This is a genomic window from Acinetobacter sp. WCHA39 (assembly GCF_002165385.1).
Lineage (GTDB): Bacteria > Pseudomonadota > Gammaproteobacteria > Pseudomonadales > Moraxellaceae > Acinetobacter.
Genome location: NZ_NHRP01000002.1, coordinates 121777 through 147309, shown reverse-complemented (window position 1 = coordinate 147309; position 25533 = coordinate 121777). Strand labels below are relative to the sequence as shown.

At 37.4% G+C, this 25533-nt stretch carries 24 protein-coding genes, 2 tRNA genes and 3 pseudogenes; 10 read left to right on the top strand and 19 right to left on the bottom strand.

Features of this window, described 5'->3' with window-relative positions; all coding sequences use genetic code 11:
• Positions 1 to 29: 29 nt before the first annotated feature.
• The 5 genes and pseudogenes from CDG56_RS16835 to uvrB form a co-directional block, all read right to left on the bottom strand.
• Positions 30 to 113, bottom strand: a pseudogene (locus CDG56_RS16835) (MFS transporter); the annotation flags it as partial.
• A 181-nt stretch (positions 114 to 294) separates the two neighbouring features.
• Positions 295 to 1752 carry a glyceraldehyde-3-phosphate dehydrogenase gene (locus CDG56_RS01700; protein ID WP_087546746.1) on the bottom strand — a complete coding sequence of 486 codons (1458 nt, stop codon included), beginning with the start codon at positions 1750 to 1752 and terminating at the stop codon, positions 295 to 297.
• A 667-nt stretch (positions 1753 to 2419) separates the two neighbouring features.
• Entirely contained in the window at positions 2420 to 3370 is a 951-nt protein-coding gene (gene rarD / locus CDG56_RS01690; RefSeq protein ID WP_087546745.1) for an EamA family transporter RarD, read from the bottom strand.
• Positions 3371 to 3473: 103 nt separating this feature from the next.
• Positions 3474 to 4058 (bottom strand): lipocalin family protein, encoded by a 585-nt coding sequence (locus CDG56_RS01685; protein WP_087543876.1) that lies wholly within the window; start codon positions 4056 to 4058, stop codon positions 3474 to 3476.
• A 120-nt stretch (positions 4059 to 4178) separates the two neighbouring features.
• Positions 4179 to 6203: an excinuclease ABC subunit UvrB gene (gene uvrB / locus CDG56_RS01680; protein ID WP_087543874.1), complete on the bottom strand. Its 2025-nt coding sequence runs from the start codon at positions 6201 to 6203 to the stop codon at positions 4179 to 4181.
• A gap of 256 nt (positions 6204 to 6459) precedes the next feature.
• On the opposite strand from uvrB, the gene CDG56_RS01675 reads away from it, so the two are divergent.
• From CDG56_RS01675 to CDG56_RS01665, 3 genes are all read left to right on the top strand, one after another.
• Positions 6460 to 7611: a sensor domain-containing diguanylate cyclase gene (locus tag CDG56_RS01675; RefSeq protein ID WP_087546775.1), complete on the top strand. Its 1152-nt coding sequence runs from the start codon at positions 6460 to 6462 to the stop codon at positions 7609 to 7611.
• A gap of 196 nt (positions 7612 to 7807) precedes the next feature.
• Positions 7808 to 8614 carry a hypothetical protein gene (locus CDG56_RS01670; protein WP_087546744.1) on the top strand — a complete coding sequence of 269 codons (807 nt, stop codon included), beginning with the start codon at positions 7808 to 7810 and terminating at the stop codon, positions 8612 to 8614.
• Between the two features lie 277 nt (positions 8615 to 8891).
• On the top strand, positions 8892 to 10265 hold the full coding sequence (locus CDG56_RS01665) for a CmpA/NrtA family ABC transporter substrate-binding protein (RefSeq protein WP_227519037.1): 1374 nt from the start codon (positions 8892 to 8894) through the stop codon (positions 10263 to 10265).
• A 109-nt stretch (positions 10266 to 10374) separates the two neighbouring features.
• Here the strand turns inward: CDG56_RS01665 and CDG56_RS01660 are convergent, their stop codons facing one another.
• Positions 10375 to 10554 carry a hypothetical protein gene (locus tag CDG56_RS01660; RefSeq protein WP_005157661.1) on the bottom strand — a complete coding sequence of 60 codons (180 nt, stop codon included), beginning with the start codon at positions 10552 to 10554 and terminating at the stop codon, positions 10375 to 10377.
• A 213-nt stretch (positions 10555 to 10767) separates the two neighbouring features.
• On the opposite strand from CDG56_RS01660, the gene CDG56_RS01655 reads away from it, so the two are divergent.
• A complete protein-coding gene (locus CDG56_RS01655) occupies positions 10768 to 12003 on the top strand; it encodes a pyridoxal phosphate-dependent aminotransferase (RefSeq protein ID WP_005157664.1) in 1236 nt (411 codons plus the stop codon).
• 71 nt (positions 12004 to 12074) lie between these two features.
• Here the strand turns inward: CDG56_RS01655 and CDG56_RS01650 are convergent, their stop codons facing one another.
• Positions 12075 to 12494: a GFA family protein gene (locus CDG56_RS01650; RefSeq protein WP_087546742.1), complete on the bottom strand. Its 420-nt coding sequence runs from the start codon at positions 12492 to 12494 to the stop codon at positions 12075 to 12077.
• A gap of 254 nt (positions 12495 to 12748) precedes the next feature.
• Entirely contained in the window at positions 12749 to 13180 is a 432-nt protein-coding gene (locus tag CDG56_RS01645) for a hypothetical protein (protein WP_087536283.1), read from the bottom strand.
• A gap of 235 nt (positions 13181 to 13415) precedes the next feature.
• Here CDG56_RS01645 and CDG56_RS01640 point away from each other — a divergent pair.
• From CDG56_RS01640 to CDG56_RS01630, 3 genes are all read left to right on the top strand, one after another.
• Positions 13416 to 13491 (top strand) — tRNA-Asn (locus CDG56_RS01640).
• Positions 13492 to 13691: 200 nt separating this feature from the next.
• Positions 13692 to 13767 (top strand) — tRNA-Asn (locus CDG56_RS01635).
• 58 nt (positions 13768 to 13825) lie between these two features.
• Positions 13826 to 14266, top strand: a complete 441-nt coding sequence (locus tag CDG56_RS01630; RefSeq protein WP_087546741.1) for a DUF2726 domain-containing protein — start codon at positions 13826 to 13828, stop codon at positions 14264 to 14266.
• Positions 14267 to 14287: 21 nt separating this feature from the next.
• Here CDG56_RS01630 and CDG56_RS01625 read toward each other — a convergent pair whose 3' ends face one another.
• From CDG56_RS01625 to glnA, 5 genes and pseudogenes are all read right to left on the bottom strand, one after another.
• Positions 14288 to 14494: a hypothetical protein gene (locus CDG56_RS01625; protein WP_005157673.1), complete on the bottom strand. Its 207-nt coding sequence runs from the start codon at positions 14492 to 14494 to the stop codon at positions 14288 to 14290.
• 106 nt (positions 14495 to 14600) lie between these two features.
• Positions 14601 to 15617 (bottom strand): annotated as a pseudogene (locus tag CDG56_RS01620) (hypothetical protein).
• A 103-nt stretch (positions 15618 to 15720) separates the two neighbouring features.
• Positions 15721 to 16602, bottom strand: coding sequence for a 4-hydroxybenzoate octaprenyltransferase (gene ubiA, locus CDG56_RS01615; RefSeq protein WP_087546740.1), 882 nt, complete (start codon positions 16600 to 16602; stop codon positions 15721 to 15723).
• Between the two features lie 15 nt (positions 16603 to 16617).
• Positions 16618 to 17109: a chorismate--pyruvate lyase family protein gene (locus CDG56_RS01610; RefSeq protein WP_004663105.1), complete on the bottom strand. Its 492-nt coding sequence runs from the start codon at positions 17107 to 17109 to the stop codon at positions 16618 to 16620.
• 126 nt (positions 17110 to 17235) lie between these two features.
• The gene (glnA, locus tag CDG56_RS01605) at positions 17236 to 18651 is read right to left on the bottom strand and encodes a type I glutamate--ammonia ligase (protein WP_171062418.1); all 1416 of its coding nucleotides are present in this window, start codon (positions 18649 to 18651) and stop codon (positions 17236 to 17238) included.
• Positions 18652 to 19459: 808 nt separating this feature from the next.
• Between glnA and CDG56_RS01600 the strand changes: the two genes are divergently transcribed.
• The 3 genes from CDG56_RS01600 (at position 19460) to CDG56_RS01590 (ending at position 21491) form a co-directional block, all read left to right on the top strand.
• A complete protein-coding gene (locus tag CDG56_RS01600) occupies positions 19460 to 20689 on the top strand; it encodes a tyrosine-type recombinase/integrase (RefSeq protein ID WP_087546739.1) in 1230 nt (409 codons plus the stop codon).
• A gap of 168 nt (positions 20690 to 20857) precedes the next feature.
• On the top strand, positions 20858 to 21142 hold the full coding sequence (locus CDG56_RS01595) for a hypothetical protein (protein WP_087546738.1): 285 nt from the start codon (positions 20858 to 20860) through the stop codon (positions 21140 to 21142).
• A gap of 160 nt (positions 21143 to 21302) precedes the next feature.
• Complete coding sequence (locus CDG56_RS01590; protein WP_087546737.1) at positions 21303 to 21491, top strand: hypothetical protein; 189 nt, start codon at positions 21303 to 21305, stop codon at positions 21489 to 21491.
• A gap of 124 nt (positions 21492 to 21615) precedes the next feature.
• On the opposite strand, the gene CDG56_RS01585 is transcribed toward CDG56_RS01590, so the two are convergent.
• From CDG56_RS01585 to CDG56_RS01560, 6 genes and pseudogenes are all read right to left on the bottom strand, one after another.
• Positions 21616 to 21885, bottom strand: coding sequence for a hypothetical protein (locus tag CDG56_RS01585; RefSeq protein ID WP_087546736.1), 270 nt, complete (start codon positions 21883 to 21885; stop codon positions 21616 to 21618).
• A 27-nt stretch (positions 21886 to 21912) separates the two neighbouring features.
• Positions 21913 to 22407 (bottom strand): annotated as a pseudogene (locus CDG56_RS01580) (TIGR02594 family protein); the annotation flags it as partial.
• Positions 22408 to 22518: 111 nt separating this feature from the next.
• Entirely contained in the window at positions 22519 to 22842 is a 324-nt protein-coding gene (locus CDG56_RS01575; protein WP_087546734.1) for a hypothetical protein, read from the bottom strand.
• A gap of 109 nt (positions 22843 to 22951) precedes the next feature.
• Positions 22952 to 23335 (bottom strand): hypothetical protein, encoded by a 384-nt coding sequence (locus CDG56_RS01570; protein ID WP_087546733.1) that lies wholly within the window; start codon positions 23333 to 23335, stop codon positions 22952 to 22954.
• 78 nt (positions 23336 to 23413) lie between these two features.
• On the bottom strand, positions 23414 to 23644 hold the full coding sequence (locus tag CDG56_RS01565; RefSeq protein ID WP_087546732.1) for a hypothetical protein: 231 nt from the start codon (positions 23642 to 23644) through the stop codon (positions 23414 to 23416).
• A complete protein-coding gene (locus tag CDG56_RS01560; protein WP_087546731.1) occupies positions 23637 to 25532 on the bottom strand; it encodes a hypothetical protein in 1896 nt (631 codons plus the stop codon). Before CDG56_RS01560 ends, CDG56_RS01565 begins: the two co-directional genes overlap by 8 nt.
• Position 25533: the final 1 nt, after the last annotated feature.

The window sequence follows — 25533 nt, the reverse complement described above, 5'->3', positions numbered from 1 at the left end:
AAAAGTGTTATTTCATTGTGTTATGGATGCCTATTCTTCAATGGAATATAAATATTAAAATGCTTAAGCACCCACATCGCAACATATACACCACACAAGTTGGCCACCACAATTAAGGCAAATACCGTGAATAAACGTCTGAACTGCTATAATGAAGTATTGTATTCCTATCCAATCATCTTCTCTTGTTGCTATTTTCTTTTATTTTAATGTTTCTATCAGCGTAGGTTCTGTACAGTCAATAAAAAGCCCAGTCGAAACTGGGCTTGTATTGTATAACTTTACTAACGAATATTATGCATTTGTTTCAGCAGGAATTTTTGCATAGCTTACGCCGCACATTTGTTCAGCAATACGCAATACCTGACAGCTATAACCCACTTCGTTATCGTACCAAACATACGCTGTTAAACGTGTACCAGAAGTGATTGTTGCCTGTGCATCAAACACACCAGCAGTACGCGAACCGATAAAGTCGCTTGATACAACTTCAGTTGAGTTGGTATAACCGATTTGACCTTGCAGGCTAGAGTTGATTGAGATTTGACGAATGTATTCGTTCACTTCTTCACGATCAACTTCTTTCTCCAGGTTTAAGTTCAGGATTGCAAGTGAAACGTTTGGTGTAGGAACACGTACAGAGTTACCTGTTAACTTGCCTTTAAGACCTGGTAATGCTTTCGCAACCGCTTTTGCAGCACCTGTTTCAGTGATCACCATATTTAATGTCGCAGCACGACCACGACGGTCAGCCTTGTGGTAGTTATCAATTAAGTTTTGATCGTTTGTGAATGAGTGAACTGTTTCAACATGACCATTTAATACTTTGTATTTGTCATCTAAAACTTTTAATACAGGTGTAATTGCGTTCGTAGTACAGCTTGCAGCAGAGATGATTTTGTCTTCATCTAAGATATCTGTATTGTTTACGCCGTATACAACGTTCTTCATCTCACCTTTACTTGGTGCAGTCAAGACTACACGTGCAATACCTGCACATTTCAAGTGTTGGCTTAGACCTTCAGCATCACGCCATTTACCTGTATTGTCGATTAAAAGCGCATTTTCAATACCATAAGCGGTGTAATCCACTTCGCTTGGGCTTGAAGCATAGATCACTTTAATGAATTGACCGTTTGCAATGATTGCTTCGTTTTCTTCATCAACAGAAATTGTACCGTCAAAAGTACCGTGAATAGAGTCACGACGTAATAATGAAGCACGTTTCGCCAAGTCACCGTCAGATGATTTACGAACTACAATCGCTTTAAGGCTTAAACCACGACCTAAACCAGATTGGCTAATGATTAAACGCGCTAAGATACGACCAATACGACCGAAACCGTAAAGAACGACATCTTTAGGTTGTTCAGATTTTGCTTTACCTTCAATCGAAGCAACGGCATTTGCAACAAATGCATCTACATCGCCACCTTGATTTTTATATTCAACAGCAAGTTTACCGATGTCTACTTCAGCAGAACCAATGTTTTCAACTTTCATTAACGCTTCCAAAATTGGGAAGGTATGAACAACTGAAAGTTCTACATCAAGCATACGTGTACGGCGATGTGATTTTAAAATTTGAATCACTGAACGGTTTATTAAAGAACGACCGTAAACAGAAACAACAATATTTTTCTCACGGTATAATTGACCAATCAAAGCAATCATGCGTTCCGCGATTTCTTCACGGTTTTTCCAACGACCTTGATGTTCTGCGTGTAGGGCAACAATAGTGTCTTTGCTCACAGTTACGTCCTCAAATTTAATATCTATACTGGGCGTGAATTTTTAAAACGCCATAATTGTAATGGAATTATCATCAAGATTGAATCAAAAGCTGTTAATTGAGTTAAGATTTTGTCCTAATTGACTATAAATTCATAAAATACCTATAATTATTTTTGTGATTTTAGGGAAACCCTTTTGCAATCATCTAAATACATGCTGTTTGTCTAACTTTAATAACAGTTTTACTGATAACTTAACGCTATCGTTGTTTGACTCAAACAGTATGCTAAAAATAAGCAAAAACGGAAGTGATACATGACAAATCATTTAACGAGAAAAATCGTATAAACTAATGTAAAAAAATGAAATAAAAAGAATAAAGTATTTAAAATGATCTCTAATTATCTACAGCACATAAACAACTAAAACGAATTTTAAATTATGACTATTACTTATTGGCATTCCCCATGCTTGTGAAATATCAATGGGCTCATTGGTGTGATCGAGCTTATATTCACAAATATCGTTTACGTTCCAATCTCTTGGATTGGTGAACCCTTTTCAACCACAATCGCGCAGTTGGTTGTATCCCTAAAGAATATTCATGCGATTTAATGTTCCTCACCATCAACCTGACTGATTACATAAATGCAAAATTTAAAGGAACTCATTAAAAATTGGATTTTTATATCTCTTGTTCTTCATCATCGCCTAAACGTTGCGAATACTGTTTTAAATTCAATTCCAAATGCTGCTTGCGACGCCTTTGCTGATAAAGATGTAACGCCCCTTCTATCACCAATACCAATACGGCCAACCAAATAGGAATATAGGTCAACCATTCACCTTGACCAATTTTTTCACCAAGCACCAACGATGCCAATGCCAATAAAACAGGTTCTAAATAGCCCAGTAAACCAAAAATAATCAGCGGCAAATAGCGACTTGCTAAAATATAACTTCCTAGGCCAATCGCACTCAACAAACCTAAACCCAGAACGACAACTCCCAAACTAGGATGCTCTAAAAACTTTAAATATGGAGTTTCACCTGTCTGAGTAAAGAAAATCGCAATTGGCAGGATCAAGAATAAATCCCACCAAAAACCACCTAAGTTGTCCGTTTGAATTTTTTTACGAAGAATAAAGTAAGCTGCATAACCTAAAGCAACAAAAGCAGTTTCCCAAGCTATTGTACCTAAGCGCCAAATCTCATGCCCAACACCAAATACTGCCAGAAATACTGCGAGATACTGTAACTTAGACAATTTCTCGCCATATAAAAAGCTTCCAGCAAGCACAAGAACCAAAGGCAACAAGAAATACCCCAAAGAAACTTGTAACCCACGACCATGCATAGGTCCCCATAAAAACAACCATAATTGTGCTGAGGTCAGTACGGAAGTGATCATTAGAAACACTAATAAACTAGGCTTTGCTATGATTCGATTAAATATGGTTTTGATATGCGTCAAGTCACCACTAAACCACATAAATAAAGTCAAAAATGGAATTGTGGCAATAATTCGCCACCCAAAAGTTTGTTCACTATCTAATGCACCCAGTAATTGAGTGTAAAAATACAAAACCCCAAAGGTGACAGAAGCCAAAACTGAATAAGCGATGCCTTTTAACATTTTGACCTCAGAAGCATTTGGGACGTATTTTAAAAACTTGAATTATCCACTATATAAAAATAAAAAAACCATGCAAGCATGGTTTTAACTAAGTATAACCGATTTAGCGATGTTCAGGGTAAATCACATCATGATTATCATAGCCTAATGATTTGGCATAATTTAGATATTCATGAATAATTTCTTTTTTCGGCTGAGGTGTACGTGACAACACCCATAGATATTTACGGCGTGGTTCACCCACAAGCACGGTTTGATAATCTTCATCAAGCTTTAAAACCCAGTAATCTCCGCGTGCAACAGGAATCCAACGCACAGCTTCTGGTAAAAAGCTCACTCTTAATTTGGTGTTAAAAGGCGCATTCGCAACAAACGCCTCACCCAAACTGCGTTGTAAAGCACCCTCACCATCATAACATTTGTTATCAACAACAATATTGCCATTTTCGTTTAACGTATAAGTTGCTGTCACGTTATAAGCGCATTTACGTTCAAAGAACATTGGCTTACGAGCAACCTCATACCAAACACCTAAATATTTATCCAGTTCTACTTTATCAACTGTAGGTAAAGACTTTGATTGTGCATAAGCAATCGTTCCTACAGCCAGTCCAGTTAAGACCACTCCACCAATTGCAATTTTTGTTAAACGCCAACTTGCTTTAGGGAAATTCTTAATCAGCGGCATGGGAAATCCTCAAAACAGAAATTTATTATCAATAGTCATATATTTAGCTTTTCAACATAGCCTATTTTATAAACAAAGATTGTTGCGATATGTATCCCTCTTGAGGATTTCTCTACTAGATTACGATTGCAACATATGGGCTTTGAGACGAACAATCTCATCTCGCAATCTAGCTGCTTGCTCAAACTGAAGCTCTTTTGAAGCTTTTAACATCTCTTTTTCAAGCTTGGTAATATGCTTGGCAAACAGTTTTGGATCCGATAAAAGATGCTGTTCGTCGGCACTGATACTCTGCGCTTGCTCTAACACTTTTTCATCAATTTCATCATCACTGAGTACTTCACCCGTATCTATTTCTTTAATTGCTTGACGCACCGCACTACGTGGGGTAATACCATGTAATTCATTAAATTCAATTTGTTTGTTACGACGACGATCTGTTTCATCCATCGCTTTACGCATCGAATCAGTAATACGATCTGCATATAAAATCGCTTTACCTTTCACATTACGTGCTGCACGACCAATGGTTTGAATCAAAGAACGTTCTGAACGTAAGAAACCTTCTTTATCTGCATCTAAGATTGCAACCAAAGATACTTCTGGCATATCCAGACCTTCCCGCAGCAGGTTAATCCCAACCAGAACATCATGTACACCTGTACGCAACTCATGGATGATCTTCACACGTTCAACAGTATCAATATCCGAGTGCAGATACGCGACTTTAACGCCATATTCTTTCAGGTATGAGGTTAAATCTTCCGCCATACGTTTAGTCAAGGTTGTCACAAGGACACGTTCATTTAATTGTTTACGAATATTGATTTCAGAAAGTACATCATCGACTTGAGTTAATACTGGACGTACTTCAATTTCAGGATCAATCAAGCCTGTTGGACGAACGACCTGCTCAACAATTTGCTCTGACTTTTCCAATTCATAATGTGCAGGCGTTGCACTCACAAAAACCGTGGTCGGAACAATTCGCTCCCACTCTTCAAATTTCATTGGACGGTTATCCAAAGCACTGGGTAAGCGGAAACCATAATTCACCAAGTTTTCTTTACGTGAACGGTCACCTTTATACATCGCACCAATTTGAGGAATTGTCACATGCGATTCATCAATAATCAGCAAGGCATCTTCAGGGATATAATCAAATAAAGTCGGCGGCGCTTCGCCTGCTGTGCGGCCTGAAAGATGGCGAGAGTAGTTTTCAATCCCATTGGTATAACCCAACTGCTGCATCATCTCTAAATCATAGCGAGTACGCTGTTCGATACGTTGCGCTTCCAGTAATTTGTCATGATCCTTGAAAAATTTAAGCTGATCCTTCAATTCATCTTTAATGGTATCAATCGCACGAGTTAAATAATCTTTTGGCGTAACATAATGACTTTTAGGATAAATCGTCACTCGTGGCACTTTACGCACCAATTTTCCTGTCAATGGGTCAAACCAGCGAATCGAATCAACCTCATCATCAAATAACTCCACTCGAATCGCATCTTTATCCGACTCGGCAGGGAAAATATCAATGATTTCGCCACGGATACGATAAGTACCACGTAAGAACTCCAATTCATTACGGGTATATTGCATTTCAACTAAACGGCGAATAATGTCATCACGGCTGACACGATCACCTTGCACAATATGCAATAACATTTGCATATATGCGTTTGGATCACCCAAACCATAAATCGCTGAAACTGAAGCGACAATAATGGCATCACGACGCTCTAATAAAGCACGCGTTGCAGAAAGACGCATTTGGTCAATGTGGTCGTTGATTGCTGAGTCTTTTTCGATAAAGGTATCGGATGATGGCACATAGGCTTCTGGTTGATAGTAATCGTAATAACTGACGAAATACTCAACCGCATTATTCGGGAAAAAAGCTTTGAACTCACCATAAAGCTGTGCAGCAAGCGTTTTGTTGTGCGCCATGACAATCGTTGGACGCTGTGTTTGTGCAATCACATTCGCCATCGTATAGGTTTTACCAGAACCCGTCACTCCAAGTAGTAACTGATTACGAAGACCATGCTCAATGCCGTTAACTAACTTCTCAATCGCTTGTGGTTGATCACCAGCAGGTTGATAATTGGTGACTAACTCAAAAGGTTGGTTTTCGCTCACAAGAATACCCTTTTCAATCGATGCCTCATTGATGGAGGCAATTGACTCAATTTACAATCACTTTTATGTATTTCACTATAAAATATTATGCCAATCGTAAATGCATACAAATTATTTACCAATGAATAAAAAAATATGAGTAAGCTAGAGTTTTTACTCAATTATTTTGATATTTTTGATTAAGTGTGTTGAATTCATATATAAAAGCACATTAATCTACACCTTTCAAAAATATCAAGAATTTAGAAAAATTGCTGTGAATTCACTCAATGTGCAATATTTTATATTAATTGTCCCCAGTTGCCTGTTTTTTATTGGTTTGGCATTTACTTGCTGCCGTCTTTTTTTTAAGGCTGATATTTTTTTATTATGGATTGGATTGGCATATACCATTCCCTCTATTGCATTGTTTGCTCAATGTTTAATGTCAAATCCTCAACTTACCTTAGCTGCACCATTTACATCCGTTTTATATTTATTAGGCAGTTGGATTGGTGCTTATGCAATTAGTTTAAAACTAAACACCACCTTTCAGCATAGAATTGCTTTTTTAATTTTTTTCTCTGCCCTGCTCGCCCTGACCTATTATTCCTATATAGCGCCACAAATATGGCTGCGCCTAGTGATTCTCAATATTGCTTTAGGAAGTATTGGCGTATTGGTTTTTCCTGATTTATTCCGTCAACTCTCTAACAGCCGCTCTTTCGATCGTTGGGTGTTCATTTTCTATTTTATTAACGTTCTCTACTCATTTGTTAGAGCCACAATAAATTTCTTTTTTTTAGATAATATTGATCACAATCACATTGCATTAACCTCCTCTAATTGGTGGTTATTAGGGATGTCTATCAATATTATTTTAAATATCCTGTTTGCCATTGTATTAAGTGGCTGCGCAATTAAAGATGTCGTTTATCACCTCAATAACGATCGCTTACATGATCCTTTGACCCATCTGCTCAATCGTCGTGGTTTTTTTGAAAAAACTGCATCCTTGTCATTTACCTCACAATCATACTTTCTCGTGAGTCTAGATCTGGATCATTTTAAAAGCATTAATGATACTTGGGGACATTATATTGGCGACCAGATTTTATATGGTGTTAGCCAAATGATGCTGAAAGATAAACAAGCCGAAGATCTTATCGCTCGTTTTGGTGGTGAAGAGTTTATTTGTTTATTCATCGCAGAGGACGCTGCTGCCGCCCTGATGCGAATCGAACATTATAAGACATTGCTAGAACAGACAACTTTTACCAATTATCAAATTAAAATGACAGCAAGTTATGGTCTAACCCATATTCATAATGTGCATGATATTGAATACGCATTACAACGTGCAGATGATTTACTCTATCAAGCAAAAACCAATGGTCGAAATCAGATCTATTTTGATTTAATGCTCTAATTTACAAACTCATAGCTAAAACTTGTTTCAATGTTCTCTATCCTTTTAAGTTACATCTGCAATAAAATCGCTTGCACCATCAAGAAGAATAAAAGCAGCATCTAGAAATAACGATAAAAAAAAATCTAAAGCACTATTGACCCCTTATTCAATCGGCTGCAACATGGGATCAATATACATTTGAATGATAAAAAATATGTCTTATCAATATCACGATGAAACTATTGTCACTGAACTTCCTGAAGATACAGTATTTGTTTTTGGTAGTAATCTAGCTGGAATACATGATAGTGGCGCCGCACGTGTCGCGGCACAACATTTCGCAGCAGTTAACGGTGTCGGACGAGGTTGGGCTGGGCAAAGTTTTGCTATTCCAACATTAAATGAACATATCCAACAAATGCCACTTTCTCAAATTGAGCACTATGTCGATGATTTTAAAATTTATGCTAAAAATCATCCCAAAGTGAAATATTTTTTAACTGCATTGGGCTGTGGTATCGCAGGATATAAAGTCTCTGAGATTGCACCTTTATTCAAAGGAATTCATTCGAATGTGATTTTTCCAGAATCTTTTCGACCTTACATCGAGGATGATGCTGTTTCGCAATTTCCAGATCTAACTGCGCAAATGGTTCATAGTTTCATTTGCGATGAAGTCATTTTTTATTTTAATCATGGATATGAATCTTTTGAGGAAGCTTTAGAACAAACAAAACTAAGCCCGTCAGAAAAAGCCATCGCGTTAATTGTACTTAATGAAGAACTTTATCCGCGTGATCGCTATGGAAGAGGCCGTGAATATGAAATTAACGATATATTAGCCAAATTGAATGGCAAAATATTTGATTTTCATGATAATTCTGAAGGTCCAATGATCTTTGTTAGTGCAATTATTGCATTAATGGAGCTCTATGATTTCGATGAGCAAGACTTTATTGCTTTATGGCAGGGCAAAAGTATTATTAAGCATCCTGTTCATCGCACCTTAAAAAAACATTAACTCACTCGATGATGAATCAGGTTTTATCTTTCAAGCATAAAACTTGATTCTTCCCATAATTACAATTTGGTTACAACATCCAAAATCCACAAAAAATAAATTATAAGATAATGATATTTAATAAAAAATTAATAAAAAATCATCACAAAATTCGCAAACACTAAAATCCATACAAATGTATAAAATCAAAGCAATATCAATGACTTACATAAAAATTAAAATAATGGCATGTTTTTTGCTTTTTATCTATTGATGTTTATTACTGACGGGGAATTACATGAGAAAAGTATTTTTTAATAAGGCATTCATCATATCTTATATGGCGAGCCTTATTTTATTCGTCACTGGCTGCCAGCCATCCCCTGATAGTAATGCAGCTGAATCAACCACAGAAAAAACGGCGCTAAAAATTGGTTTTGTTAAATTAACAGATATGGCACCTTTAGCCGTTGCTGTTGAGAAAGGTTTTTTTAAAGACGAAGGGCTATCAGTCCAACTCGAAGTACAACCCAACTGGAAGCTGTTATATACACGTGTACAAAAAGGTGAATTAGACGGTGCGCAAATGCTTGCCGCAATGCCACTTGCGTCCATAACGGAAAAACCAAGTGGTACAGAAATTATCACGCCATTTACCATGTCTTACAATGGTGCAGGGATCACCGTTTCAAATGAGATATGGTCGGAAATGAAAAATAACATTCCACTAGAAGACGGTAAACCGCAGCATCCGATTAGTGCATCAGCACTTAAACCGATTGTGGATCAATACAAACAAAAGCATAAGCCTTTTAATTTAGGCATAACTTTTCCAACAGGCACACATAATTATATGTTGCGCTATTGGTTAGCTGCTGGTGGTATCAACCCAGGTATGTATGATCCAAATAAAAATGATTTGAGTGGCAATATCGGTGCCGACGTAACCCTTTCCGTTGTACCTCCACCAGAAATGATGGCAAAAATGGTAACAGGAACAACCTTAGGATACTCAGTCGGTGAACCTTGGAATCAAAAAGCAGTGAAAAAAGGCTTTGGTGTTCCCGTCATTACATCTGATGTGTTATGGGATAATGGTGCTGATAAAGTATTTGGAATTACCACATCGTTTGCAGAACAAAATCCAAATACCACAGTAAAAGTTGTAAAAGCACTCATTCGTGCATCAAGCTGGTTAGATGAAAATGATTATGCACATCGTAAAGAAGCAGCTAAACTCATCGCTCAAACAAATTATATTGGTGTCGATGAAGATATTATTACCAATAGCTTGACGGGTGTTTTTGAATATGAAAAAGGTGATATTCGCCCGTTAAAATCATTTAATACTTTCTTTACAGGACAATATGGTATTCCTTACTATTCAGATGCAATCTGGTGGTTAACTCAAATGCGTCGCTGGGGACAAATTGCGGAGACTAAACCGAATAATTGGTACCTTGAAACCGCTCAAAAAGCCTATCGCCCAGACATCTACACAAAGGCTGCAAATAGTTTAATCGCTGAAGGCAAAATGAAAAAAGAACAATTTCCAAACCTTGCAACAGCAACATTCATAAAACCACCACAAACCAGTCGTTTAGATGGAGTTGTGTTTGATGCCAATAAACCAACCGCATTTTTAGCAGCATTTAAGATTGGTAATAAATAAAAATTAATCAAATAAAAAAAGCCAATGATACGTTTATATAAACATCTCATTGGCTTTTTTATCGACTCATCTTTTAGGAAGCTACTGGGAAAGTATCCTCCATCAAAAATTATCGTTTCCCCATCGAACGACGTGTACCACGCGGTGGCATCCAAGTACGATCTGCATATTGCTCAGGTTTTGGTCGCACCTGATTATGCGTAGCATCCTCAGAGTTATCCTGAGTAGATGGCATAGGGAAAGGTAATTTGACTAAAGCTTTCTTGGCTTTAGGTTGTTGCGCAGTCATTGAAATTCTCTCGAAATTTAAATTTCTAGCGCCCATTGTAATAGATTTTTATTATTTTGCTAAAATTAAAATATGTAAAAAGTACTGTACGATCTAAACCTATAATTTAGTAACTTTTTATTCAATAAAGGTAAGTTTCAGCCACAAATAAACCGATTTAAGCTAAAATGAGCTGCTTTTTTATTTTCTAATCCCATAAGAAGGAATAATGCCGTGGACGTACGTCTCTCTGATCGTGTCAATGCCATCAAACCGTCCCCTACACTTGCAGTAACCAACAAAGCCGCTGAGCTTAAAGCTGCTGGTAAAAACGTAATTGGTTTAGGTGCAGGCGAACCAGACTTTGATACACCTCAACATATCAAAGATGCTGCTATTGAAGCGATTAATAAAGGCTTTACAAAATATACAGCTGTAGACGGTACTCCGAGTTTAAAAAAAGCAATTATCGCAAAATTAAAACGTGATAATAACTTAGACTACCAACCTAATCAGATTTTAGTATCTTGTGGTGGTAAACAAAGTTTCTTTAACTTGGCACTTGCTTTGTTAAACAAAGGTGATGAAGTAATCATTCCTGCGCCATTCTGGGTAAGCTATCCAGACATGGTAATTATTGCTGAAGGTACGCCTGTTATTGTGAAATGTGGTGAAGAACAACGCTTCAAAATCACACCAGAACAATTGGAAGCTGCGATTACACCAAATACACGTTTACTTGTATTAAACAGCCCGTCTAATCCAACAGGTATGATTTATACCAAAGCTGAATTAGAAGCTTTGGCTGAGGTACTTCGTCGTCATCCACAAGTATTAATTGCTTCTGATGACATGTACGAACCAATTCGTTGGGAAGATGAGTTCTATAACATCGCAACAATTGCACCTGACTTATATGATCGTACAATTGTTCTTAACGGCGTATCAAAAGCGTATGCAATGACAGGTTGGCGTATTGGTTACGCTGCTGGTCCAGCAAAACTCATTGGTGCGATGAAAAATATTCAATCTCAATCGACATCTAACCCAACTTCAATTTCTCAAGTTGCGGCTGAAGCGGCATTGAACGGCCCGCAAGATGTATTAAAACCAATGATTGAAGCGTTTAAACGCCGTCATGACCTTGTGGTAAATGGCTTAAATGAAATCAACGGTATTTCTTGCCTGCCTGCTGATGGCGCATTCTATGCCTATGCCAATATCCGTCCATTAATTCGTGCCAAAGGTTTAAAATCTTGCACAGAATTCTCTGAATGGTTGCTTGAAGAAACTGGTGTAGCTGTTGTACCCGGTGATGCTTTTGGTTTAGGTGGTTTTATGCGTATTTCTTATGCAACTGCTGATGATGTATTAGTTGATGCTTTAGCGCGTATTAAAAAAGCAGCAGACTCAATTGATGGTGTTGATGCCGCAATTGCTTCGATTGCAGCAGAAAAAGCCGCTCAATAATCTGAGTTGCGATAAAAAAAGAAGCTTCTCAATGAAGCTTCTTTTTTTGTCTTTATGAATCAACTAAAAATTTATTCTTTTGCTTCTGCATTAAATAAAGCAACTACATCGGCTTCAGTCATCTTCTTCGTTGCATTTTGAAATGCGTAAAACTCAGGCTTACTATCAATATAGATTTCCAAATCAAAATTCAAATCTTGAGGCGACTCATTCAATGCAAAAGCATTAATATTGCAATAATTCTGATCTTTAGTCCGCCAAAATAAATTTGTGCCACAAGAATTACAGAACCCTCGCTCGCCCCAAGCCGATGAATTATAGACAGAAAGATGGTCTTGTTTTAAAAATTTTAAGCTGCCCTGTTTCACATCAATCGTCATAATCACACCACTGGTCTGTCGACGACAAATCGAGCAATGACAAGCATGTACATCATGATTGCTTAATTCAACTTCAAATGTGGTTTCACCACAAACACATTGCCCTTTCATTATAAATTTACCTTTTATTCAAAATTGTTATCAATTAATTTTAGAAGAAAATAAAAAAATATTGAATTTAATAATTTCTGCAACATAATTTTATATTCATAAGATATTTCAAAAAATAATCTACTTCTTTTACTTCATACACATCAGCTTGATTTAGATTGATACGAAAATAAGGGCGATAATATTAAAAATTATACAGTGACATACATATACGCCCTTTAATTTTATGCTGTAGATTTATGCTTACTATGACTTCATGCAATCGCTTTATTTTCATGATAGTTTTTTGGTCGTGAGCATAAGTGACTGAAAACAGCATATTGCCAAATACTCTTCACTTGTACAGCTACAATTTTATTTTCTGCAACTGACCAAGCTAATGCTGTATTTGCACCCAAAATAAGCTCACCACCAAGCTGAAACAAGTACAAAGGAAAATGCTCATTCACCGTTAATACATTTTTCTGCGTCAATAAATTTTTAGCGTTTTGAATTTTCCATTTATCACCAAACCAAAGTTGCAATAAATCGCCTAGAAATAAAGCTTGTTGCTTAAATGGAAATGTATTCAAAAAGCAGTTTTCAACTGATGTGTAATACTGCTGAGGATCTTCAATGATTTCAAGATAATGATCTTGATAAAAAGATAAATTTGAAAAAATAGATTGAATACTAAGAATAGTCATTTTGACCTCCGATTTAGCCATTTTAGTGCTGGCAAGTTGGGTTAAATCCACACTGTCTAGATAAAAATCTAAACACTTTACTGTTTCGAATCTAACAATAGCCTGATCAAAGTTCAAGTTATTTTTCCGATTTCGCCCTAATTGTGCAAATAAAAAGCATACAGTGAAAAAATGAAAGAAACATGACACTTTTAGCTTGACCGATTTTAAAAGCTGCCTATAATGGCATTCAGATTCTCCCATAGCTCAGTCGGTAGAGCGACGGACTGTTAATCCGCAGGTCCCTGGTTCGAGCCCAGGTGGGAGAGCCAAATTCAAAGAAGCCTATATCCAATATGATATGGGTTTTTTTATTGATCGAAATTCACCCTAGCTCCTAATAAAAACAAAGTATCCTATCCATTAAATTTATAAAAATGCTGATAAAAAGTACAATCAAATCAATATTTAATTTTTTTAGTATTCAGCTCTTGACCACACCCCTATTCATGCATAGAATGCCTATCTAGATTCTCCCATAGCTCAGTCGGTAGAGCGACGGACTGTTAATCCGCAGGTCCCTGGTTCGAGCCCAGGTGGGAGAGCCAAGATTCTAAAAACCCACTCTTATTGAGTGGGTTTTTTATTCATGTATTGATAATAAATATGTTTGCATCTAATCAGATTATCTTCTTGCTTATTGGCTTGATTAGCACAGTATTACTTTTAATTAGTTGCCTACGTTCTTTTCTACCCCAGCAGAAGTTTTTTGCTCGACCTGTTATTACCACATTTGAATCAAAGATGTTCACGAAGCTACAACAGGCATTCCCTAACAATCACATCCTGACACAAGTCGCCTTCAGTGCTTTAATTACCAGCGATCATTATAAAATTCGTAATAAATTCAATCGCAAAGTGGCCGATTTCGTGATTTTAGACCAAGAAATGAATGTATTGGCAATCATCGAACTTGATGATCCAAGTCATATTGGAAAAGAATTAGAAGACAAAAAACGCGATCAAATGCTTTTAGAGGCAGGGTACAAAGTGCATCGCTACACACAAATTCCATCTGTAAAACAATTACAGATGGACATTCGATAAATCAAATTTTCTAATTAAGGATTATTCAGACTGAATTGCTGATTCAGCATTTTTCTGTTTTTCAAATTTCTTTGCAATTTCTGCATGTTGTTGATCGTATTTTTTCTTGGTTTCCGCATCACTTTTTGCAGCTAGGAAAGCCATTCCTATAATAAAGATCGGGATGAGCAAGCCCAAACCCATTAATAACCAAGGTACTGACTTCTTTTCAGTAGATTGTTGACTCATAAATGATCCAGATTCCAATAACACAACTCATCTTAATGTAACAATATAACAAAAAAGAGCCTCTATGAAGAGACTCTTTTTTGAAAGTTATGATCTAAATAAAAGCTTAAAACTTACCTGCACACTGAGCGTTTTGACTCGTATCTTTTTGAGCATCAGTCAGCACAATACTCGAACCTGCTAACATATATTTTTGAATAAACTCCACTTGCTTTTGCGTTTCTACAAATGATCGCCTGCGTATGCGTTGCATTTGGTACGATATCTAATAAATAATTTTCATCATAAGCTGCTTATGGAAAGAATTTTAAAGCATTCTCTTTCATATTCTTAACTAACAGTTGCGTAACTGCTGGCAATAGTGCTTGATCTTTTTCTCTCTGAATAAGTAAGACAGATGTCTTAATTACTTTTTCTTTAGTCGCATTGGTTGCAGGCTGAGTCGCCGCTAAGAAATTTTGCACCACAACATCTTCTTTAAATTTAGTTAGATCAATACCAAACTGTGTGATTTGATGTGTAGGGTATGCTATGAAAGCCAAAATTCCCGCTTTAAGTTTCCCCTGTAAGTCATTAGCACTATCTGGAGCTGGATAACTCAAGCAGGTACCAACATCGCAGTACGACCATATGCTAAATCTGCGATATCAGCCGCACCAGACGTAAAGATTTGTTTATAATCATAGTTTGGCTGCTATACCTTAATTCCTGCACTAGCCAAAGCTGCATACGCTAATAATTCAGCGTAACCATCTGCAATTTGATCGATTGTTGGTACCGCAAGTGCCATTGGGTCATTTGGAGACATTTGATTAGCAACCATCGCCCCAACAGTTCCATATTCCCATACAACTACATGACAACCATCTGTAGGTTTAATAACTTTAGGGAACAATACCATCGCTGGTGCAGTTGCTGTTCGATCTTGAACATTTGCAATTTTACAGGTCATTACTTTAATCGAAGCAGCAGTATTAACCGCATCAATCGCATAATTGCTTTCATACAAAGGGGTTTTACTCGAATCTACTCCAGTGTAATCATCATTATTATCATTACATGCAGTTAAAAATAATGCTGAAATAGAGAGTGTTATTGCTAAAGCAACTTTTGACCGTTTTATAAAATATCCTTTTGTCTTTGTTTCTTGCGCACGAAACTACATGCTGCTTTATTAATGCACAAAAAACACCCTACATAGGACGCTTTTCAACCAATGAGTCATTTTAAGACATTAATTCCAAAAAGATTCCCAGAAAAATTATCATTCCTACCCAACGATTGTGACGGAATGCCCAGAAACAAATCTGAGGTTCTCGATCTTTAGTTTTATATGCCTGATAAACAAAATCCCCTGCAACAACAAGTAATGCAACCATTCCAAATGGTATAAAAATATGTTGCAGATACAAAGCCGAGCCAATTAATAACAAGCTAATAAACTGTAATAAACCAATTATCTGTATATCGTAATTACCAAATAAAATTGCGGTAGATTTCACACCAATTTTCAAATCATATTCACGATCAGTAATTGCATATTGTGTATCATAAGCGACTGTCCAAGCCAAATTACCGAAATATAAAAGCCAACAGGTTAAATCTGGCGTTTGTCCCACCGCAGTGTATGCCATCGGGATTGACCATGAAAAAGCAGCACCTAAAAACACTTGTGGCAAATTGGTAAAGCGTTTCATAAAAGGATAAATAAACGCTAAAAATAATGCACCAAATGACCAATAAAAGGTTTCGATCGGCAAGAAAAATAGCAACATAGCACTTGCAGCAACTAAAGCTAAAAATACAAAAACAGCCTCGCGAGCACGAATTATACCTGTAGCTAAAGGGCGTGTTTTTGTACGTTCAACATGCGCATCAACTTTACGGTCAGCAAAATCATTGATCGCACAGCCTGCTGCACGCATAAAAATAACACCCAAAATCATAAGCAATAATATTTTAAGATCTGGTGTCCCTTTTGCAGCAATCCACAAAGCCCACATCGTCGGCCAAAAAACCAATTCTGTACCGATTGGCTTATCAAAGCGGCATAAATAATAATAGGCTTCTAAACGTTGTCGCCAAGTCGTATGTTGCACTGTTTCCATGATGAATCCTTAGAGTCAATGCTGTTGAATAAACTGCTCAAATGCTGGGAGAAAAGTCTCTTGCACGATGAATTTACAACCATGCCAAGTATAACAACTTTGTCTAGTCCAACCTTCTTCTAGATAAATAACCCTTCTTTCACAAGCTGGATTAGTTCGTTGAAATAAAAACCAACCGATTGGCTTATTACGGATATGCCGAAATAATCGAGCTTTCTTATGTAGGCTTAAAATTGGAAAAATACTTTTTGCTTTGACCCAAGCCTGCGCCTGATTACCATATAGATTCGTTTCACGTACCCATGCAATATGATGTGCTGGCATTTGCATCCATTGGCTATCGTTAAAAGTGAGTCGTTGAAACTGTTCGTTGAGACGCTCGACATGAAATGCCCCCTCACCCAAATCAGTCAATTGCTGAGTGAGAGAACCAGATGCATACAACCATTTTTTTAATTCAGCTGGGATCTCTCGCCCCTTAATTCTGTTTGGTCGTAAATTTCGCATGCTTGGCTCACTAAAAACATCGCAACTAGTTTACATGAATTTCTTTGGAAAAAGCGTATGACTTTCAATTGAATCAAAAACATAAAAAAAAGCTCGCCGAAGCGAGCTTTTTCAGAATCTAATGTATTACAGGCTGTAGTACATATCAAATTCAACTGGGTGAGTAGTCGTATTAAGACGACGTACATCTTCAGTTTTAAGTTCGATATATGCATCAAGCATTTCTTTAGTGAATACACCGCCTTTTAATAAGAACTCGTGATCCGCTTCAAGTGCAGCAATTGCCATTTCTAAGTTATGAGCAACTGTTGGGATTTTTGCTTCTTCTTCAGGAGGAAGATCATACAAGTTCTTGTCAGCAGCTTCACCCGGATGGATCTTGTTCTGGATACCATCAAGACCAGCCATTAACAATGCAGCAAAACCTAAGTATGGGTTCATTAATGGATCTGGAAAACGTGCTTCGATACGCTTGCCTTTAGGGCTAGAAACGTAAGGAATACGGATAGAAGCAGAACGGTTACGTGCTGAGTAAGCAAGCATAATCGGAGCTTCGTAGTGTGGAACTAAACGCTTATAAGAGTTTGTACCTGGGTTCGTGATTGCATTCAATGCACGAGCGTGCTTGATGATACCACCAATGAAGAACAATGCCATTTCAGATAAACCAGCATATTCATCACCAGCAAACAAGTTCTTGCCATCTTTAGAGATAGACATATGAACGTGCATACCAGAACCGTTATCACCTACCATTGGCTTAGGCATGAATGTCGCTGTTTTGCCATATTGGTGCGCAACGTTCCAAACTGCATATTTGAACTGCTGAACTTCGTCCGCTTTACGAACCATGGTGTTGAAGCTCACACCAATTTCTAATTGGCAAGAAGCAACTTCGTGGTGATGTACTTCTACACGACCAGGGCCCATGATGTCTTCGATACGTGCACACATTTCAGCACGCATGTCTTGATGAGAGTCAACTGGAGGAACTGGGAAGTAACCACCTTTAACGCGTGGACGATGACCTGAGTTACCAGCTTCGTAATCTTTACCAGTAGACCATGCAGCTTCTTCAGCGATCAATGTGTGGCGTGCGCCAGACATATCGATGTCCCATTTAACTTCGTCAAAAACGAAGAATTCTGGTTCTGGACCAAAGAATGCAGTATCACCGATACCAGTAGATTTTAAATATTCTTCAGCACGACGAGCAATCGAACGTGGGTCACGCTCGTAACCTTGACCAGTTGAAGGCTCGATTACGTCACAAGTTACAACAACTGTTGGTTCAGCAAAGAACGGGTCAAGAAAACCTGTTTCAGCATCTGGACGTAAGATCATGTCAGAAGCTTCAATGCCTTTCCAACCAGCGATTGAAGAACCATCAAACATTTTACCGTCTTCAAATGTATCTTCATCAATTGTGTCAGCTGGGTAAGTTACGTGTTGCTCTTTACCCTTAGTATCAGTAAAGCGAAAATCGACCCATTTTGCGCCACTTTCTTTGATGAGTTGAAGGACCTTGTTCGCCATGCTCATTTGCTCCAATGAAATTTTTATGCACTTGTTAAGTGCGTGTTAGTTGTTGATATATAATTAGCAATTATCATACCAACAATTTTAAAGCATACCTAAAACATTGAAATTCTTTGCAGAAAAAATGCTTTAAGCTCCATGTCCTATGTCCACTATAATGTTTGCTTTCACAAATGCACCATATTTAAACATTCCGATCTCAGCTCGTCCCCAAAATAGACATAACGAACCAAAGTGGTGCAAAACATATAACAGAGAACTAATGTAGTGCAATTTACACTATCATGAGTTAGCATAAATTCGCTTTTTATATCATTCTTTTGAACTTCATTCCAATCAATTCATTTAGACTTTTGGTTCACTTTGTATATTTTTACTCAAACCTTTAAATTTATGAAGTTTATTCTGATTTTTAAACATGATTTCTTTCATTAAGTAATTAAATCTAGCTAAACATCGGGTAATTGAAATATTCAACATTGATCATTTGTTTTTGTTATGATTATTCTTCTCTATTTTCAACATATTCCTTTAAGCTTCAACAAATCCTAAAGAAATATAACTTTAGAATAGAGTAATCACATTAACAGCTCAATAAAGCAATTATTTTTCAAAAGGTTATAAAGTCATGCTTCTAATGATCGAAAAGAAGCATTTAAAAAATATAAGCAAATCTAACAAAACTAATTTAACTATCAACTCTTTTATTTTCAATCTTTAAGCAAATTAAAGGAAATGTAGCAAATTCTAGCAAAATTAAATTTTATGAGTATGATTATGAGTACGCCAAGTTATCATCAATCATACTCACATGCTAAACGACACCAAACTGCGCACACTAAAGCCCACTGAGAAGCTTTATAGAATCACTGACTTTGATGGTTTGTGTATAGAAGTAAAGCCGACTGGCAAAAAGTTTTGGCGATTTAGATTTCGATATTTAGACAAAGCGCTCATGATGACACTGGGCGAATACCCTGTTGTGGGCTTAGCAGAAGCTCGTAGATTGCGAGACGATGCAAAGGCGCTGCTTCACAAGGGTGTTAATCCAATTGAAGATCGTGTCGAAAAAAAGCAAGAAGAAAAGAATGCTAGTAAAAATACTTTTAAGCTAGTTGCTGAGGAGTATATTGAAAATAAAATTGCAGATCGAACTGAAAAATATAAGCAACAAATGCGAGATTCATTTGAGCGTGATGTGTATAGAGTTATTGGCAATAAAGCTGTAAAAGATGTGACTTCACATGATGTTTTAAAAATCATGGAAAATACCCTAAAGCGCGTTCAAGGCCAAAATAATTACGGCACTGGTGAAGTGACAGCGATCCAAAACCGTAAATTTATTGGCGCTGTAATGCGCTATGCTATTGCCACACTTAGGGCTGATTACGACCCAACATACGCGGTTAGGGATGTTATTGAGCGCCCAGAGGTTGAGCACGCAAGGCCATTGGAAAAACAAGAATTGCGAATTTTACGCACCAAGATTGACACATATAAAGGATCAAAAACTGTTAGAAATGCTGTGTTAGCAATGCTTTATTCAATGTTAAGATCAATTGAAATTAGACGTATGCAATGGTCTTTTATTGATTTTGAAGATAAAACCATTAAATTCCCTATTGCTACAAAAAAATCAAAAGCGAAAAGCAAAACCCAAGAAAGAACAACTAAGAAAAATCGCATTCACATTGTACCAATATCCACTCAATTGCTTGAGTTGCTGATTGAACAAAAGAAAATTACTGGAAGTCAAGATTATGTATTTTCAGCAATATATAAAGAGGGGATGTTGTCTGCCACCACACTGAATAGAATGCTTGATTATATTAATTTAGGGGATGTTTCAGCCCATGACTTTAGAGCCACAGCATCAACCTTTCTTTATGAAAAAGGCTACGAAGAAGACTGGATTGAATTGCAGCTCGCACATGCAGACGAGAATAAAACAAAAGCCTCTTATAATCATGCAAAGCATTTAGAAAACAGGCGCAAGATGCTTCAAGACTGGGCAGATATTGTTGATAGCTGGAAAGATTAAGTCATTACCCCTTGCCCCAAATAGATGATTACCGTTCATCGGCAGATTAAAAATAATTATAAATAGTGCTTGATTGTGAGATTCTCACAATGTATTATTTAATCATCAAGACGAGATGGCTAGATCGAAAGTCTTGATAACTTAAACATTACTTAGTGAGATATAGATATGAAAAATCTAAATGAATTAAAAATTGTAAATACAGATTTTGATTTAGATACTGGTTTCTTTTGGATTGAATTTGAAAATGGTAAATCTTTGCAATGTTGTCTTAAATTAAGAAAGGATTTAAAAGGTTATAAAAAAGAAATTGTAAAAAATGATAATGGTTCTTGTGAGGGTTTAAGCGGTGACAATAATGATTGGGCGCTAGATGAAGAAAACCCTGACTGGGCCAACATTAATGATCTTTTACATAGGGAAGCTCGTAAACTAGGAATTAAAATTAACTAATAAACAAAACCCCACTGGCCAGAGTGGGGGTTTTTAAGCTGCCTATTCGGCAGTAAACATTACTTAGCAAGTAGTGAAAATAAACTAAGTTTGATTTTCTAAGCTGCTTATTCAGCAGTAAAACTTGCAAGTGGCTTTAATATAACAGTGAGATTTCAAAATGGCAAGCACAGCAGCAGAACGCCAAAAAGAACGGCATAATCGTATGCTTGAAAAAGGTTTCAAGAAACGTGCTTTTTATGTGAATGAAGATACTTTGAAAAAGCTTACAGATTACAAAGAAGCAAATAATCTCGATAGCTTAGACGAAGCGTTGAATCAGTGGATTAACGCTGCAAGCAATCACTAAATACGCTGTGCAGCTTGATAAGCAAAAACGCTCATTATCTTCATTGATAGTGAGCATTTGCACATAATAGCTACTTATACATAAAGAAAGAGCTAACTTAGCTAGTTATAGCTAAAAATAATGGCTATGCGGAATAATAACGCTTGCTGTTAAATACGGACTTTGCGAAGTCAATAAACGTGATAATCACCTTCGCCCACCGATCCCAATTTTGACCTAAATCAGTCACGAATGATTTAACGAAAGCCAATACCCATGCTTTTTTATTCGCACCTGAATCACGCTCTTTTTCCGCTGCATCCATTGCATTCACTGTTGTTTCATAGATTTCACGACCAACATCTACTGCATCAACAATATTTGAAACTGCACCAGCGATACTTAATGTTGCCATATGTTATTCCCCTTTTTCATATTCAATTTAAGATTCAGTCACACCAGTTGCTTTAACATTGCTCAGAATTGGTAGATGATAACGGTGTTTCGCTGGACTAGAAGCTTGCCCATACCACATGAACGCTTCAAAATCGCTTTCGTTATATAAAGCATAACAAACCATGTTTGACTGGTTGCCACCCAAGCACACTAGCTTGCCTGTTGCTTTATCTTTACCAACCACAAAGCATACATGCCCACCACCGACACGGGTTTTAACTGCCACACAGCCGTAAGCAGGCTTGGCGAGTTTATTACCACCGTTTAAATAAGCCAATGCACGGAACCAATTTTTAGGAAATTTGACTCCAGCCGTTTGTAAACAATGGGCGATAAAGGTTCCACACCACGGAGTTTCATCATCCATCCACCACGCTCCTAGAGCTTTTAACCAGTTTAGAATGGTTGGTGAATGTTTAAATTTGCTTGTATTTTCTTTTAAACCAATGTGCTTGCGCGCTTCGGCAATCCAAGGCAATTCTGGATAATTACTCATTTCACTTTCCTCTAGACGTAAAAAAACCAACCAATAGGTCGGTTCGTGGTTATTAAAAAACCCGCACTTGGCGGGTCTTATCAACGTTTAATTACCTCAATCACAAGTGATATTTAGTTTTTCACTGTAGTAATCTTTAGAAATTTTAAAATCATTCATCAACTTATCCTTAGGCTCAGCCTGAGAAAGCTTTAGAAGTGCTGGCAAATACTCATGCTCATAAATTTTCGGATAGTCATAACAAAGGACTTTGCGTTGTAATGCTTTATCAGCATGTGGATCATCAAGAATATCTAAGAACTTTCCGATCTTTTTGTCAGATACCTCAAAAGATTTTTCAGCAGATTCATTTACTTTTTCAGGTTGCTTTTGACAACCTACAATCATCGTTACAAGGCAAATTAATAATATTTTTTTCATGTGTTTAGCTTTTTAAGTTATTGAAATTAAGACTTCTATAGGGCCTTAGTTTATAACATAAAATTTCAGTTAATAAAAAACCGCCTTTCGGCGGTATTGACTGTTTCTATTAAAAATTGTCTTTGAAGTCTTTAACCTCTTTGGCCACATCTAAAATGTTTTTCCCCTCTCGGTCATTTACATATTTAAAGAACCACCGAGCAATAGCCCAAAACGGCAACCCCGAAGCAAAGAAAATCCCACCGATCGCACATACCCCTGCCCATGTGGTTGCATAGTCATGTATAGAAAAATACTGAATAACGAAACCACCAGCCCCGATACTACCGATCACTGTTGTTATTAGACTCACTACCCACTCGCTACGCGAGCGCGGCATGCGCGTCATCACAACAACTAAATACCCCAATGCAATCACAACAGCGATAAATACCCCAAGACCATGCATTTTGATCGCTACTGCACCCGCCCCGCTACTTACTGGCTCTGCCATTTTTACTTTCTCCAGATAATAAAAAAGTCGCTAAAAAGCGACAGTCTTTTGTTGTCCAATCCATCATTGGACTAATAGTTAAACTTCGATTTGATATATAACACCCATGGGCGCACTTCGTTTTATTTCATTTCCACTGATGTACACTCGGTCTCCCACGCTAAAAACAGTTGAACTGGTACAGAGTACAAGCCCCGTACCATCAACGACTAAAACTTTATAGTTTGGATGATCCGCATTTTGTACTGTGGCTATAAATTCAGGCGTTTTAGGCAATAAATCTAATAGTCTTGATAATGCATTACTCACGATTCACCCTCTCTATAGATGCCGTTTGAACCACTTTTTCATAGCTAAAAGATCCGCTTACACCATCGGTGATACCCCACCAATCTCCATTAAAAGCTGTTAATTCACTCGGTAAACACTGACCGATTTCTTGCGTAATTGGCATCAATAAGCTATGTGTTTCGACCATGCCTGCTTTGGCTAAAACTTCACGTCCTTTACTATGCATTGCTGACGTTGATGTCAGTAAAGGACTATTGACTGACTCTTGCAGTACATCACCCGCAGTACCAACACGCTTGATTTGCCCAGTATTCCCATTACGGTCGTTGGTTAAGAACACCCCGTTATAATCAGGATACATTGTGTAATCAGTAGATAAATCAGTCACGACCGATTCAGGAATCACCCGATCGTAGTCATCAATTGCAATCGAATCCCAAAATGTTTTTTTGTACTTCGCTTTAATCGTCAAAGTATTGCTGTCAGGTTCGCTATAAACAAAACCACCTGCTGCATCCGCTATCAATTTAATTGCGGCAATCGGTGTCAGGTTTGAATAGCTCAAACTATTTGCAGGCAATACCCAACCCAATGCATCAATAAGCTGCCAGTTCAACACGATATCGCTATTTACTCGGTCAAGTTCAGCTTGAACCAATTGCACTGACGTGCGCTCATTCTCTTGGGTAAAAGAACGAGTCGGTGAATATGGCGCATCAAGCAAAGCAGTTGGACTGCGGCCAGAAAGCTTATACACCTCTTTTGCAAACTGTCTCGAGCGTGAAATATTTTCTAGCAACATCCGATGCTCATTCCCGTTTATCATGATTTTTAAAATCACGGGCTGACCATTGATCGGCTCTAACTTGGTCTTTTCATAGAATGGAATCGTTAAGTTATAAGACCAGCACCAACTACTCCGATCACAACGGTAATCACCGTTATTGACTTGGATTTCTTGCCCGTTGTCTAAGCGAGTTACTTTTAAATCATTCACGATATACCACCAATTTTTATTAACTATTCCCGGTATGCAGTCGTCAGCACCAAAATTTAAAATGAGATTGTGTGAGTCAACGTCATGACACAAACAAACAAAGTTTAAATCTGTTGAACCGACATATTCAGGCTTTGGCTGCGGTGCAATTGGATCTACAGAGGATTTGCGGTAATAAACAGCTCTCGCGACTTCCCACGGTATTGCGTCATTAGTAACTAGCTCTAAGCCTTTGTCGTACTTGAATATGAATCGTTTTTCAAACACTTCTGCGACTTCATGACTAAACGTAAATTTCTTACGCTTTCTAATCATTTCATCCCAGTCAGTCTCCCGATTGATCAGTAGCTTTTTAGACTCTTCAAACACCATGGTTCTTGCAATAAAACGCTTATCATTCTCTTGCCACACGATTTGATAGTCACTCAAGAGCCTCGTTGTTTCCTCAAAGACAGATTTAACCGATTGCTGCAGCTGTAAAGTTTTATCAAAACTCGTGATCACAGCATTAAATAGACTTAATCCACGCTCAAAAATAAAGGCGCTGTTATGCGCCTTAAATTTTGCCTTGCCATATCTGATATGACTTTCAATTAATGCAGGTAAAGCCTTTTGATAACTAAAACCACTTAAATGATTAAGTCCAAGTACGAAATTAAGATCAGAATGTGCACCGATATGTGCAACAAAACTGGTATTCATCACAGCATCAATAGAACCAAACTGGATTAAACTATCAGCGCTTATTTCAGCATTAAATTCAGTTGCAATTAGAGCATCAATGCTCGCTAAATTTACCTCCGCAGCATCTCCAAAACTCAAAACAACATTATGCGCATCAACCGTGCCTATAATCTCATTGAAATTTAGATCAACATTATGGCTATCAGGTGGGATGTAGTTTGACACA

Bases quoted from the DNA above. Each gene is read 5' to 3' on its own strand.
- rarD (WP_087546745.1), bottom strand. From the start codon at position 3,370: ATGTTAAAAGGCATCGCTTATTCAGTTTTGGCTTCTGTCACCTTTGGG.
- CDG56_RS01685 (WP_087543876.1), bottom strand. From the start codon at position 4,058: ATGCCGCTGATTAAGAATTTCCCTAAAGCAAGTTGGCGTTTAACAAAA.
- CDG56_RS01670 (WP_087546744.1), top strand. From the start codon at position 7,808: ATGTCTTATCAATATCACGATGAAACTATTGTCACTGAACTTCCTGAA.
- CDG56_RS01665 (WP_227519037.1), top strand. From the start codon at position 8,892: ATGAGAAAAGTATTTTTTAATAAGGCATTCATCATATCTTATATGGCG.
- CDG56_RS01660 (WP_005157661.1), bottom strand. From the start codon at position 10,554: ATGACTGCGCAACAACCTAAAGCCAAGAAAGCTTTAGTCAAATTACCT.
- CDG56_RS01650 (WP_087546742.1), bottom strand. From the start codon at position 12,494: ATGAAAGGGCAATGTGTTTGTGGTGAAACCACATTTGAAGTTGAATTA.
- CDG56_RS01645 (WP_087536283.1), bottom strand. From the start codon at position 13,180: ATGACTATTCTTAGTATTCAATCTATTTTTTCAAATTTATCTTTTTAT.
- CDG56_RS01630 (WP_087546741.1), top strand. From the start codon at position 13,826: ATGTTTGCATCTAATCAGATTATCTTCTTGCTTATTGGCTTGATTAGC.
- CDG56_RS01625 (WP_005157673.1), bottom strand. From the start codon at position 14,494: ATGAGTCAACAATCTACTGAAAAGAAGTCAGTACCTTGGTTATTAATG.
- ubiA (WP_087546740.1), bottom strand. From the start codon at position 16,602: ATGGAAACAGTGCAACATACGACTTGGCGACAACGTTTAGAAGCCTAT.
- CDG56_RS01610 (WP_004663105.1), bottom strand. From the start codon at position 17,109: ATGCGAAATTTACGACCAAACAGAATTAAGGGGCGAGAGATCCCAGCT.
- glnA (WP_171062418.1), bottom strand. From the start codon at position 18,651: ATGAGCATGGCGAACAAGGTCCTTCAACTCATCAAAGAAAGTGGCGCA.
- CDG56_RS01600 (WP_087546739.1), top strand. From the start codon at position 19,460: ATGCTAAACGACACCAAACTGCGCACACTAAAGCCCACTGAGAAGCTT.
- CDG56_RS01595 (WP_087546738.1), top strand. From the start codon at position 20,858: ATGAAAAATCTAAATGAATTAAAAATTGTAAATACAGATTTTGATTTA.
- CDG56_RS01590 (WP_087546737.1), top strand. From the start codon at position 21,303: ATGGCAAGCACAGCAGCAGAACGCCAAAAAGAACGGCATAATCGTATG.
- CDG56_RS01585 (WP_087546736.1), bottom strand. From the start codon at position 21,885: ATGGCAACATTAAGTATCGCTGGTGCAGTTTCAAATATTGTTGATGCA.
- CDG56_RS01575 (WP_087546734.1), bottom strand. From the start codon at position 22,842: ATGAAAAAAATATTATTAATTTGCCTTGTAACGATGATTGTAGGTTGT.
- CDG56_RS01570 (WP_087546733.1), bottom strand. From the start codon at position 23,335: ATGGCAGAGCCAGTAAGTAGCGGGGCGGGTGCAGTAGCGATCAAAATG.